12 protein-coding genes are annotated in these 12,862 nt (G+C 64.1%); 10 read left to right on the top strand and 2 right to left on the bottom strand.

Features of this window, described 5'->3' with window-relative positions; translation table 11 throughout:
- Positions 1-204 precede the first annotated feature (204 nt).
- The 8 genes from rimP (at position 205) to A1D30_RS11390 (ending at position 10,538) form a co-directional block, all read left to right on the top strand.
- Positions 205-798, top strand: a complete 594-nt coding sequence (gene rimP, locus A1D30_RS11425; RefSeq protein ID WP_063460732.1) for a ribosome maturation factor RimP — start codon at positions 205-207, stop codon at positions 796-798.
- Positions 799-876: 78 nt separating this feature from the next.
- Positions 877-2,364: a transcription termination factor NusA gene (nusA, locus tag A1D30_RS11420; RefSeq protein WP_063460731.1), complete on the top strand. Its 1,488-nt coding sequence runs from the start codon at positions 877-879 to the stop codon at positions 2,362-2,364.
- A 24-nt stretch (positions 2,365-2,388) separates the two neighbouring features.
- The gene (infB, locus tag A1D30_RS11415; RefSeq protein ID WP_063460730.1) at positions 2,389-5,256 is read left to right on the top strand and encodes a translation initiation factor IF-2; all 2,868 of its coding nucleotides are present in this window, start codon (positions 2,389-2,391) and stop codon (positions 5,254-5,256) included.
- Between the two features lie 26 nt (positions 5,257-5,282).
- Complete coding sequence (gene rbfA, locus A1D30_RS11410) at positions 5,283-5,663, top strand: 30S ribosome-binding factor RbfA (RefSeq protein WP_063460729.1); 381 nt, start codon at positions 5,283-5,285, stop codon at positions 5,661-5,663.
- Positions 5,660-6,667, top strand: a complete 1,008-nt coding sequence (gene truB / locus A1D30_RS11405) for a tRNA pseudouridine(55) synthase TruB (protein WP_063460728.1) — start codon at positions 5,660-5,662, stop codon at positions 6,665-6,667. Before rbfA ends, truB begins: the two co-directional genes overlap by 4 nt.
- Positions 6,664-8,487 carry a translational GTPase TypA gene (gene typA / locus A1D30_RS11400; RefSeq protein WP_063460727.1) on the top strand — a complete coding sequence of 608 codons (1,824 nt, stop codon included), beginning with the start codon at positions 6,664-6,666 and terminating at the stop codon, positions 8,485-8,487. Before truB ends, typA begins: the two co-directional genes overlap by 4 nt.
- A gap of 69 nt (positions 8,488-8,556) precedes the next feature.
- On the top strand, positions 8,557-9,435 hold the full coding sequence (locus A1D30_RS11395) for a DMT family transporter (RefSeq protein WP_063460726.1): 879 nt from the start codon (positions 8,557-8,559) through the stop codon (positions 9,433-9,435).
- Positions 9,432-10,538, top strand: coding sequence for an enoyl-CoA hydratase/isomerase family protein (locus A1D30_RS11390; RefSeq protein ID WP_199865953.1), 1,107 nt, complete (start codon positions 9,432-9,434; stop codon positions 10,536-10,538). Before A1D30_RS11395 ends, A1D30_RS11390 begins: the two co-directional genes overlap by 4 nt.
- A gap of 158 nt (positions 10,539-10,696) precedes the next feature.
- Here the strand turns inward: A1D30_RS11390 and smpB are convergent, their stop codons facing one another.
- A complete protein-coding gene (gene smpB, locus A1D30_RS11385; protein WP_063460725.1) occupies positions 10,697-11,170 on the bottom strand; it encodes an SsrA-binding protein SmpB in 474 nt (157 codons plus the stop codon).
- A 117-nt stretch (positions 11,171-11,287) separates the two neighbouring features.
- On the opposite strand from smpB, the gene A1D30_RS11380 reads away from it, so the two are divergent.
- Positions 11,288-11,728, top strand: a complete 441-nt coding sequence (locus A1D30_RS11380) for a type II toxin-antitoxin system RatA family toxin (RefSeq protein ID WP_063460724.1) — start codon at positions 11,288-11,290, stop codon at positions 11,726-11,728.
- Positions 11,721-12,113 carry an RnfH family protein gene (locus tag A1D30_RS11375; RefSeq protein WP_063460723.1) on the top strand — a complete coding sequence of 131 codons (393 nt, stop codon included), beginning with the start codon at positions 11,721-11,723 and terminating at the stop codon, positions 12,111-12,113. Before A1D30_RS11380 ends, A1D30_RS11375 begins: the two co-directional genes overlap by 8 nt.
- A gap of 25 nt (positions 12,114-12,138) precedes the next feature.
- Here A1D30_RS11375 and A1D30_RS11370 read toward each other — a convergent pair whose 3' ends face one another.
- Positions 12,139-12,681 carry a DUF4124 domain-containing protein gene (locus A1D30_RS11370; RefSeq protein ID WP_063460722.1) on the bottom strand — a complete coding sequence of 181 codons (543 nt, stop codon included), beginning with the start codon at positions 12,679-12,681 and terminating at the stop codon, positions 12,139-12,141.
- Between the last annotated feature and the right edge of the window lie 181 nt (positions 12,682-12,862).

The raw sequence follows: 12,862 nt of genomic DNA, 5'->3' as shown, positions 1-12,862 counted from the left end.
CGTGTTAACAACAGCCTATGGGTGTCGCCGCACGCGCTGTCTTTGCAAATCAATGCTTTACGCGTTACAATAAGAGCCTCACGACCAAACGGGCGGGTACCAACCGCCCGTTTTTTTTGGTCGATTGCTTTTCGAGCTCGAAGCTGCCGGAGAAGTCTCCGGGGGTTATCGGGTTTTTTGTTTTTCCGGGATTGAACAGAACACGTGGCACTACAGCAAGTCGTTGAACAAATTGTGACGGGCCTGGACTATGACCTGGTGGAGATTGAACGCTCCGCCGGTGGTTTGCTGCGCGTCACCATCGACTTGCCCTGGGTGCAGCCGGCCGCCGATGCGTCCGCCCCCGTGATCGAGCAGTTCGTCACCGTCGAGGATTGCGAGAAGGTCACCCGCCAGCTGCAGTTTGCGCTGGAAGTGGACGGCGTCGAATACAAGCGCCTCGAAGTGTCGTCCCCCGGCATCGACCGCCCCTTGCGCCACGAACAGGATTTCGTGCGTTTTGAAGGTGCGGTCATCGACATCACCTTGAAGGCGCCCATTGGCGCTGCAGGCGGGGGGCAGGTCAATGCCACCCGCAAGAAATTTCGCGGCACGCTGGAGCGCGCCGAGGCGGGTGGCTGGCAAATCGTCTGGAGCGACGAGCCGCCGGTCAAGCCAGGTCAAAAAGTGAGCAAGAAACGTGTGCCCGCCCCTTTGCAGGCGCTGGGCTTTACCCTGGACGAGCTGCGGGATGCGCGCCTGGCGCCCATCGTGAACTTCAAGGGGCGTGCGGGCAAGGCCGGGTCGGCAGCTGCCTGAGTTGCTGAATGGATTGGGGTGGGTGGTCGCTGCGCGCAGCCTTCCATCTTCGGGTGATTGAAACAGGAGAGTCGTCGCATGAATCGCGAATTGTTGATGTTGGTTGAGGCCATTTCGCGCGAGAAGAACGTGGAGCGGGATGTGGTCTTGGGCGCCGTGGAGTCGGCCCTGGCCCAGGCTACCAAGAAGCTGTACCAAGGCGAGGTGGACATCCGCGTGTCGATTGATCGCGATAGCGGCAACTACGAGACTTTCCGCCGCTGGCTGGTGGTGCCCGATGACGCCGGCCTGCAGAACCCCGAAGCCGAAGAGCTGCTCATGGACGCGCAGGAGCGCATCCCCGACATCGAGGTGGGCGAGTACATCGAAGAAGGCGTCGAGTCCGTGCCGATCGGCCGCATCGGTGCCATGGCCGCCAAGCAGGTCATCCTGCAGAAGATCCGTGACGCCGAGCGTGAAATGCTGCTCAACGACTTCATGTCGCGCGGCGAGCGCATCTTCACCGGCACCGTCAAGCGCATGGACAAGGGCGACATCATTGTCGAATCCGGCCGTGTGGAAGGCCGCCTGCGCCGTGGCGAGATGATCCCCAAGGAAAACCTGCGCAGCGGCGACCGCGTGCGGGCCATGATCATGGAGGTGGACCTGACGCTGCGCGGCGCGCCCATCATCCTGTCGCGTTCGGCCCCCGAGTTCATGATCGAACTCTTCCGCCAGGAAGTTCCCGAAATCGAACAAGGCCTGCTGGAGATCAAGTCCTGCGCCCGTGACCCCGGCTCGCGCGCCAAGATCGCCGTGCTCTCGCACGACAAGCGCGTGGACCCCATCGGCACCTGCGTCGGCGTGCGCGGCACCCGCGTGAACGCTGTGACCAACGAACTCGCTGGCGAACGCGTGGACATCGTGCTGTGGTCCGAAGACCCGGCCCAGTTTGTGATTGGTGCGCTGGCCCCGGCCAACGTGTCCTCCATCGTGGTCGATGAAGAAAAACACGCCATGGACGTGGTGGTGGACGAGGAAAACCTTGCCATCGCCATCGGCCGTGGTGGCCAGAACGTGCGTCTGGCGTCCGACCTCACCGGTTGGAAGATCAACATCATGGACGCCGCCGAAAGCGCGCAGAAGCAGGCCAACGAGACCGACACGGCCCGCAAGTTGTTCATGGAAAAGCTGGATGTGGACGAGGAAATCGCCGACATCCTGATCTCCGAAGGCTTCAACAGCCTGGAAGAAGTGGCCTATGTGCCGCTGCAGGAAATGCTGGAGATCGAAAGCTTCGACGAAGACACCGTCAACGAGCTGCGTGCCCGTGCCAAGGATGCCCTCCTGACCATGGAAATCGCCCGCGAGGAAAGCGTGGAAGAGGTCTCCCAGGACCTGCGCGACCTCGAAGGCCTCACCCCCGAACTGATTGCCAAGCTGGCTGACGGTGGTGTGCATACACGTGACGACCTGGCCGACCTGGCCATTGATGAGCTGACCGACCTGACCGGACAGTCTGCAGACGACGCCAAAGCCTTGATCATGAAGGCGCGCGAACATTGGTTCGCGGGGCAACAAGAGTAAGGGTCAGGGAGGCACGAACCACATATGTCCAGTAACACTGTCGCCGAGTTCGCAACCGAACTCAAAAAATCGCCTGAAACCCTGCTCGACCAGCTCAAGGCTGCGGGCGTGGGCAAGGCCGCCCCCTCCGACGCACTGACCGAGTCGGACAAGCAAAAGCTGCTCGCATACCTGCAGGCCAGCCACGGCACGGCATCTGCCGACCGCAAGAAGATCACCCTGGTGAAGAAGTCCACCAGCGAGATCAAACAAGCCGACGCCACGGGCAAGGCGCGCACCATCCAGGTGGAAGTGCGCAAGAAGCGCACGTTCATCCAGCGGGATGAAGGCGCTGATGCGACTGCCGAGACCGCCACTGCGGTCGTGGAAGAAGCCGCTGTGTCGAGCGAAGACCTGGAACTGGTCCGCCGCGAAGAAGAAGCCCGCCGCCAGGCCGAGCTGATCCGCCGCCAGGAGACCGAGCTGGCCGAGAAGCGTGCCGAGCGCGAAGCCCGCGAGAAGCGCGAGCGCGAAGCCGAAGAGCGTGCGGCTGCCTATGCAGCGCAAGAAGCCGAAAAGAAGGCCCAGGCCTCCGCCGTGAAGCAAGAGGCGACCCGCGAGCAGGCTGCCGAAGCTGCTGCACGCGCCGCTGCGCAGACCGAAGCCCGCGAGAAGGCCCAGGCAGAAGCCAAGGCCCGTGCGGACGAAGAGTCTGCCCGCGCCCGGGATCTGGAAGAGCGCCGCCGCAAGGCCCTGGCCGAAGCAGAAGCCATCCGCGCCATGATGGCCACGCCCAAGAAGGCGGTCATGGTCGCCAAGAAGCCCGAAGAACCCAAGCCCGTGGCCAAGCCTGCGGCAGTGGGTGATGCCAAGAAGGGCACGCTGCACAAGCCTGCCGTTGGCACGGGTGGCCCGCGTGCGGGCGCTGCAGCCCCGGCCGGTGCCGGTGCTGCCCCGGGTTCGGGCAAGGAAGTCAAGTCGGCCAAGCTGTCCTCCAGCTGGGCCAACGACACGGCCAAGAAGAAAGAAATCAAGACCCGCGGCGACAGCAGCGGCGGTGTGGGCCGCAACAACTGGCGTGGTGGCCCGCGTGGCCGCCGTGGCGACGGCCGCGACCAGCGCGACGATCACCAGCAGTCTGCCCCGGTCGAGGCGCGCATCATTGAAGTGCATGTGCCCGAGACCATCACGGTGGCCGAGCTGGCGCACAAGATGTCGATCAAGGCGTCCGAAGTCATCAAGGCGCTGATGAAGATGGGCCAGATGGTCACCATCAACCAGCCGCTGGACCAGGACACCGCCATGATCGTGGTGGAAGAACTGGGCCACAAGGCCGTGGTGGCCGCCCTGGACGATCCCGAAGCCTTCACCGACGACGATTCGCAGCAGCAGAATGCAGAGCTGCTGCCCCGCGCACCGGTGGTCACCGTCATGGGCCACGTGGACCACGGCAAGACCTCGCTGCTGGACTACATCCGCCGCGCCAAGGTCGCTGCGGGCGAAGCCGGCGGCATTACGCAGCACATTGGTGCCTACCACGTGGAAACGCCACGCGGCATGGTGTCGTTCCTCGATACCCCCGGCCACGAGGCTTTCACAGCCATGCGTGCCCGTGGTGCCCAGGCCACCGACATCGTGATTCTGGTGGTCGCGGCCGACGACGGCGTGATGCCACAAACGAAGGAAGCCATCAAGCACGCCAAGGCGGCAGGTGTTCCTATCGTGGTGGCCATCACCAAGGCTGACAAGCCCGATGCCAACCCCGACCGCGTCAAGCAGGAACTGGTGGTGGAAGAAGTGGTGCCTGAAGAGTACGGTGGCGAGTCGCCGTTCGTGCCTGTGTCCTCCAAGACCGGCATGGGCATCGATACGCTGCTGGAGCAGGTGCTGCTGCAGGCCGAAGTGCTGGAACTGAAGGCGCCGGTCGAATCGCTGGCCAAGGGCCTCGTGATCGAAGCGCAGCTCGACAAGGGCCGTGGCCCTGTGGCGACCGTGCTGGTGCAGTCCGGCACGCTCAAGGTGGGTGACATCGTGCTTGCAGGCCAGACCTACGGCCGCGTGCGCGCCATGCTGGACGAAAACGGCAAGGTCGCCAAGACCGCAGGCCCATCGATCCCGGTGGAAATCCAGGGTCTGACGGAAGTGCCTCAGGCGGGCGACGAGTTCATGGTGCTCACCGACGAGCGCCGTGCCCGCGAAATCGCCACCTACCGTGCCGGCAAGTTCCGCAACACCAAGCTGGCCAAGCAGCAAGCGGCGAAGCTGGAAAACATGTTTGCCGACATGACGGCGGGCGAAGTGAAGATGCTGCCCATCATCGTCAAGGCCGACGTGCAGGGTTCGCAGGAAGCGCTGGCGCAGTCGCTGCTCAAGCTGTCTACCGACGAAGTCAAGGTGCAACTGGTGTACGCCGCCGTCGGCGCCATCAGCGAGTCCGACATCAACCTGGCCATCGCCTCCAAGGCGATCGTGATCGGCTTCAACGTGCGGGCAGATGCCGGTGCGCGCAAGCTGGCCGAGGGCAATGGCGTAGACCTGCACTACTACAGCATCATTTACGACGCTGTGGACGAGTTGCGGGTGGCGATGTCCGGCATGTTGGCCCCCGAGCAACGCGAAGAGATCATTGGCACGGCCGAGATCCGCACGGTGTTCGTGGCCACCAAGATCGGCACGATTGCGGGTTCGTACATCACTTCGGGCATGGTCCATCGCAACGCACGCTTCCGCCTGCTGCGCGAAAACGTCGTGGTCTACACGGGCGAAGTCGATTCGATCAAGCGCCTCAAGGACGATGTCCGTGATGTCAAGGAAGGTTTTGAGTGCGGTATCAAGCTCAAGAACTACAGCGACATCAAGGAAGGCGATCAACTCGAGTTCTTTGATATCAAGGAAATCGCACGGACGCTGTAAGGCGACCGCTACGACGACAGAGCGACATGGCTGCAAAGAAGTCCGCTACCCCCAACCGCGCCTTCAAGGTCGCCGATCAGATCCAGCGCGATCTGACGGAACTGATCGCGCGCGAGTTGAAAGACCCGCGCGTGGGCATGGTGACGCTGCAGGGCGTGGAGGTGACCCCCGACTACGCCCATGCCAAGGTGTTCTTCAGCCTGCTGACGGGCGACCCGGTGGAAACCCAGGTGGCACTCAACCAGGCTGCGGGCTTCTTGCGCAATGGCCTGTTCAAGCGCCTGCACATCCATACGGTGCCCACGCTGCACTTCGTGTTCGACCGCACCTCTGAGCGTGCGGCTGACATGAATGCGCTGATTGCGCGCGCTGTGGCTTCCCGCTCCAAAGACGACGAGGAAGCATGACCGAGCGCGCTCCCCGCATCCGGGTGCAGCGGCGCCCGGTGCACGGAGTGCTGCTGCTCGACAAACCCCTGGGCCTGTCCAGCAATGACGCCTTGCAAAAGGCGAAATGGCTGCTGCGCGCCGAGAAGGCGGGCCACACTGGCACGCTCGATCCGCTCGCCACGGGCGTATTGCCGCTGTGTTTTGGCGCGGCCACCAAGTTCAGCCAGCTGCAGCTCGAAGCCGCCAAGACGTACGAAGCGATTGCCGTGTTGGGTACCACCACCACCACCGGCGACGCCGAGGGCGAGGTGCTGGAGCGCCGCGAGGTGGACCCCGCCCAGCTCACACCCGAGCGCCTGGCCGCCGTGCAGCAGCAGTTCACCGGCCCCATCCGCCAGGTGCCGCCCATGCACAGCGCCCTCAAGAAGGACGGCAAAGCGCTGTACGAGTACGCGCGCGCAGGTGTGACCGTGGAGCGTGAGCCGCGCGGTATCGTCATTCATGCACTAAAACTGGCACTCACGCGCACTGACCAAGCACTGTTTGCTATAAAAATAATAGTAACTTGCAGCAAAGGCACCTACATCCGCACCCTGGGTGAGGATATTGGTGCTGCGCTGGGCTGTGGGGCGCACCTCAGCTTTCTGCGCCGTATCGACACCGGTGGCATCGGTGTGGAGCGCTGCGTCACGCTGGCGCAGCTGGAGGCCATGCCCGAGGCCGAGCGCTTGGCCAGCCTGGAAGCGCCTGAGTCGCTGCTGGCCGGGCATACACGTGTCACGCTGGATGGTGAGAATGCAGCCCGATTCCTGTCGGGCGTGCGTCGCCGTGGCAACTGGCCTGATGCCAGTGCCGTGGCGGTGTTTGGAGAGAGTCCCCCGGCGCTGCTGGGAGTGGGGCACATCGTGGGCGGGGAGCTGGTGCCGGGCAGGCTCCTGAGTCCGCTGGAAATTCAACAAATTTTGGAAAGCACGCCGCATTCCGCGTCCATGGCGCACAGCGGCACATTGGAAAAACTATGACTAAACAGATCCGCAACATCGCCATCATTGCCCACGTTGACCATGGCAAAACCACCATGGTGGACCAGCTGCTGCGCCAGTCCGGCACCTTCGCCGACCACGAAAAGGTCGTCGATACGGTGATGGACAACAACGCGATCGAAAAAGAGCGGGGCATCACCATCCTGGCCAAGAACTGCGCCGTGAGCTGGAAGGGCACGCACATCAACATCGTGGACACCCCCGGCCACGCGGACTTCGGCGGCGAAGTGGAACGTGCCCTGTCCATGGTGGACAGCGTGGTGCTGCTGATCGACGCGCAAGAAGGCCCCATGCCCCAGACGCGTTTCGTGACCAAGAAGGCCCTGGCCCTGGGCCTGCGCCCGATCCTGGTGGTGAACAAGGTGGACAAGCCCGGTGCCAACCCCGACAAGGTCGTGAACGCCGCGTTTGACCTGTTCGACAAGCTCGGTGCTACCGACGAACAGCTCGACTTCCCAGTCGTGTACGCCTCGGGCATCAATGGCTGGTCGTCGCTGGAAGAAGGCGCCCCGGGTGAGCAGTGGGGCCCCGACATGTCGGCCCTGTTCGACACCATCCTCTCGCACGTGCCACCGAACACGGGTGATGCCAATGCACCGTTGCAGCTGCAAATCTCGGCGCTGGACTTCTCCACCTTTGTGGGCCGCATCGGCGTGGGCCGCATCAGTCAAGGCACGCTGAAGCCCATGATGGACGTGGTCGTCATGGAAGGCCCCGATGGCAAGGCCGTCAAGGGCCGTGTGAACCAGGTGCTGACGTTCCAGGGCCTGGACCGCATGCAGACGCCGCTGGCCGGCCCCGGCGACATCGTACTGATCAACGGCATTGAAGACATCGGCATCGGCGTGACCGTGACCGACCCCGCCAACCCCGCACCGCTGCCCATGCTGAAGGTGGACGAGCCCACGCTGACCATGAACTTCTGCGTGAACACCTCGCCCCTGGCAGGCCGCGAAGGCAAGTTCGTGACCAGCCGCCAGATCTGGGACCGCCTGCAAAAGGAACTCCAGCACAACGTGGCCCTGCGCGTGAAGGAAACCGACGAAGAAGGTATCTTTGAAGTGATGGGCCGGGGTGAGTTGCACCTGACCATCCTGCTGGAAAACATGCGCCGCGAAGGCTACGAGCTGGCCGTGTCCAAGCCCCGCGTTGTGTTCAAGGACATCAAGGGCGAAAAACACGAGCCTATCGAGCTGGTGACGGCCGACATTGAAGAAGGCCACCAAGGCGGCGTGATGCAAGCCCTGGGCGAGCGCAAAGGCGAGCTGGTGAACATGGAGCCGGACGGCCGTGGTCGCGTGCGCCTGGAGTACCGCATCCCGGCCCGTGGCCTGATCGGTTTCACCAACGAATTCCTGAACCTGACGCGTGGTTCTGGCCTGATCTCCAACATCTTCGACAGCTACGAGCCGCACAAGGGCGACATCGGCGGCCGCAAGAACGGTGTGCTGATCTCCATGGATGCCGGTGAAATTTTCACCTACGCCCTGGGCAAGCTGGACGACCGTGGCCGCATGTTCGTGAAGGCGAACGATCCGGTGTACGAGGGCATGATCGTCGGTATCCACAGCCGCGACAACGACCTGATCGTGAACGCCACGCGCACCAAGCAGCTGACCAACTTCCGCGTGTCCGGCAAGGAAGACGCGATCAAGATCACTCCGCCCATCGACGCTACGCTGGAATACGCCGTGGAATTCATCGAGGACGACGAACTGGTCGAGATCACGCCCAAGTCGATCCGCATCCGCAAGCGCTTCCTGACCGAAAACGAGCGCAAGCGCGCAGGCCGCTCTTGATAGGCTGAGCGTTCCCGGAAGGGCCACTGCTGCGCAGTGGCCTTTTTTCTGCCTGCAACCCCCCGATCCATGCTGTTGAAACTCACGCATTCCCGCGCCGTGCTGCTGATGGTGGCGGTCACCCTGATGTGGTCGATTGCCGGGGTGGTCACGCGCCACCTGGAGCACGCCGCGAGTTTTGAGGTGACCTTCTGGCGCAGCTTCTTCACGCTGGTGTCGCTGCTGGTCCTGTTGCCGTTGCTGCAGGGGCGGGCGGTGTTTGTGGCCATGCGCAAGGGTGGCAGCGCGTTGTGGATCTCGGGCATCTGCTGGAGCGTGATGTTCACCGCCTTCATGGTGGCCCTGGTGCTCATGCCGGTGGCCAATGTGCTGGTGACCATGGCGGTGGGGCCGCTGCTCACCGCGCTGTTTGCGCGCGTCTTCATTGGCCACCACATTGCTGCGCGCACCTGGGGCGCGATTGCGGTGGCAGGCCTGGGCATTGGCTGGATGTATGGCTCGCAGATGGCGGGCCTGCCGCTGGCGGGCACGCTGGTGGCCTTGTGTGTGCCGGTGGCGGCGGCGATCAACTGGACGGTGGTGCAGCACTCACAGCGCCATGGCCACGCGGTGGATCTGGTGCCAGCCGTGCTGGTGGGGGCCGTGATCTCGTCCCTGGTCACGCTGCCCCTGGCCCTGCCGTTTCAGGCGTCGGGGCATGACCTGGCCCTGCTGGCGCTGCTGGGCGTGGTGCAATTGGCGATTCCTTGCGTGCTGGCCGTGCGCTGCGGCAGGGTGCTCAAGGCGCCCGAGATGGCGCTGCTGGGTTTGCTGGAAGTGATTTTTGGCATTTTGCTGGCATGGCTGGGCGCGGGCGAAAAGCCTGCCGCAGCGGTGCTGACGGGAGGCGCGCTGGTGATCGGTGCGCTGGTGTTCAATGAACTCTTAGGTTGGAAGGAACAAAAATGACGGAGACGGTTGTGTCGGAAGTAGTGAGCGATGTGCTGAGCGAAGTGCGTGGACAGGTGGGCTTCATCACCCTGAACCGCCCGCGTGCACTCAATGCCTTGTCGCTCTCCATGGTGCGTGACCTGATGGCCATCCTGCTGGCCTGGCAGAACGATGCACGCGTGCTGGCCGTGGCGATCCGGGGCAGCAACAAGGAAGGCCCGTTTGGCGCTTTCTGCGCGGGCGGCGACATCCGCTTTCTGCACCAGGCGGGCAGCCAGGGCAACCCGCAGCTCGAAGACTTCTTCACCGAGGAGTACGCGCTCAACCACCTCATTCACAACTACGCCAAGCCCTACATCGCCTTCATGGACGGCATCGTGATGGGCGGCGGCATGGGCATCAGCCAGGGCGCCGCGCTGCGCGTGGTGACCGAGCGCACCAAGATGGCCATGCCCGAAACGGCGATTGGCCTGTTCCCCGACGTGGGGGGCGGCTACTTCCTCAGCCGCTGCCCGGGCCGCGTGGGCGAATGGCTGGCGCTGACCGGCGACACCATCGGTGCCGGTGATGCCATCGACAGCCAGCTGGCAGACGGTTGCCTGCCCGCCGACCAGCAGGCCGCCGTGTGGGAGGCCCTGGCCACACAGACCTTTGCGAGCGGCGCTGCCGTCAAAGACTATGTTGCTTCAAAATTTATAGCTATTGAGCCAATGCTGTCAGGCGCAAAGGGCCAAATTGACCAATATTTTGCGCTGCCCACCGTGGGTGAGATCGTGTCAGCCCTGGAGTCCGCCGACAGCGACTGGGCGCGTGCCACGGCAGCCACCTTGCGCAAGCGCTCGCCGCTGATGCTGAACGTGGTGCTGGAGCAGATCCGCCGCGCGCGCGGCATGGGCCTGGCCGACGACCTGCGCATGGAGCGCGACATGGTGCGCCACTGCTTTTACCTGCGCCCCGGCCAGAGCGAAACGGTGGAGGGCATCCGCGCCCTGGCGGTGGACAAGGACCACGCGCCGAAGTGGAACCCCGCACGCATCGAAGACGTGACGCCCGAGATGGTAGCGCCGTTTTTTGCCAGCCCCTGGCCGGCACATTCCCACCCGCTGGCAGCGCTGGTCTGAGGGCCTGAGGGCTTGGTAGCCCTGAGGGGGCGCGGTTGCTGATGCCCTCAGAGCCGCTGCTTGCAACAGGGCGGCCAAGCCATGGCCACATGGCCGGGGGCGAGAGATGACGGGCTGATGCTGCCGCGCTCGGCTACAGACCCGCCACGCTGCGCGGGTTACCGGTTGTGGCTTTTCATCGCGCGCTCGACCTCGCGCTTGCCTTCGCGGTCCTTGATGGTGTCGCGTTTGTCGTGCTCTGCCTTGCCCTTGGCCAGCGCGATCTCGCATTTCACGAAACCGTTCTTCCAGTGCAGGTTCAGTGGCACCAGGGTGAAGCCTTTTTGCTCGACCTTGCCGATCAGCCGCTTGATGTCGTCCTTCTTGAGCAGCAGCTTCTTGGTGCGTGCGGACTCGGGGTTCACATGCGTCGAGGCGGTTTTGAGCGGGTGGATCAGGCAGCCCAGCAGATACAGCTCGCCCTCGCGGATGAGCACATAGCCGTCGGTCAGCTGCACCTTGCCTTCGCGCAGCGCCTTCACCTCCCAGCCGTGCAGCACCATGCCCGCCTCGTGGCGCTCTTCAAAAAAATAGTTGTAGGCCGCTTTCTTGTTGTCAGCAATGCGGGACGTGGGATCAGGTTTCTTGGCCATTGGGTTTAGATGCGGCGCAAACGGGGAGATAAAAGGCCTCCCTACAATGTTGTCGTCTCGCGAGCCGCGATTCTAATTTCTCCCCCGCTTGCGTGGCCCCGCGCAAGCAGCGTCTGCATGAAAACCGTTCAAAAGTCCGTCCTCATCTGGTACAGCCCCGAAGAAATGTTTGCCCTGGTCACCGGGGTGGAGCACTACCCGCAGTTCTTGCCCTGGTGCGATCGCTCTGCCGTGCTGGAGCAGACCGAAGACGGCATGACCGCCGAGGTGGGCATTGCCCTCGGGGGCATTCGCCAGACGTTTGTGACGCGCAACACCCACGAGGCCGGGCGCCGGGTGCAGATGCACCTGGTCAAGGGCCCGTTCTCGCGCCTGGACGGAGACTGGCACTTCCACCCCGTGGGCGATGGCCAGCAGCGCGCCTGCAAGGTGGAACTGCTCCTGAACTATGGCTTTGACAGTGCAGCCCTGGCGGCGCTGGTGGGGCCGGTGTTTGACCGCATCGCGGGCAGCATGGTGGACGCTTTTGTGAAGCGGGCGGAGCAGGTGTATGGCTGAGGGGGGCGCCGGGAAACCGGGCGAGGGGAGCACCACGGTGCAGGTCACGGTGGTGGTGTGTGTGGCGCCCCGTGAGACACGGGAATGGACGCTGGATTTGCCCCAGGGGGCCTTGGTGACCGATGCCCTGCGGGCTTGTGGCGCCGTGCCGCTACCGACACCAGTGCAGGGGGAGGCAGCAGCCGACGCGGGCCCACCGCTTGTGGGAGTGTGGGGCCGGGCGGTGGCGCTGGATGCGCCCCTGCAGCACGGCGACCGTGTGGAGATCTACCGCCCTTTGAAGGTAGACCCCAAGGTGGCGCGCCGGGAGCGTTTCGCGCGCCAGGGCGCGCGCTCCACCGGTCTGTTCGCCCGCCAGCGCCCCGGGGGCAAGTCGGGATACTGAAACAGCGATGGCTGAGCGATGCGGCTCAGCGCGCGCAGTCCGAGGCGACGATGCCATCGATGCGCTTGGCCTCTGCCGCACGGGCGGTGCCGTCCAGGAAGATGCGCTCACCCTGGGCATTGGTCTGGGTGATGGGTTTGCCTGCATCGAATGCGGCTTTTGCGGCACGGGCGCGGGTGCAGTTCTCGGCCTTGGTTTTGGCGATTTTCTCGTCTTCCGCCTTTTTCTTGGCGGCTTCGGCAGCTTCGGCCTGGGCTTTTTTCTCTTCCAGCTCCTTGTCCTTGCCGCTGCCTGCGGCACTGGCTGCTGGCTTGGGGGCCGCTGCGGCTGCAGTGGCTGGCGCTGTGGCCGTGGGCGCATCGCCTGGCGCGGCGGCCGCCGCCGGGGCAGGGCGGGCGGGGAGGCTGCCCCCGGGTTGCTTCAGGATGTTTTTTTCCTGGATGTCGGCCGGAGGGGGGCGGTCGCTGAAGACCTTGCGCCCGTCCTTGTCGATCCACTGCCACTGCGCTGCCGCGCCCATGGCCCAGGTGCAGGCCACGGCCAGCAGAAGAATCTTGTGCATTTTCATGCGAACAAGTTTAGCCGTGTGGCCCGCCACCCGCCAGTGCGGCGGGATGGGCGGCCCTTTTGGGTTGCTGTGCTGCACGGCGGCACCATGCCTGCAGCGTACCCGCCGGGCCTTGTTGAGGCCCGGATGGAGAGGGTTGGGGGGGTGGATGGGCGTGTCGGCAGTGCGCCACACGCGGCAC

Origin of the sequence: Acidovorax sp. GW101-3H11 (genome assembly GCF_001633105.1) — a bacterium.
GTDB lineage: Bacteria > Pseudomonadota > Gammaproteobacteria > Burkholderiales > Burkholderiaceae_C > Acidovorax.
Note: the sequence above shows the minus strand (reverse complement) of the source record. Positions and strands in the feature narration are given on the sequence as shown.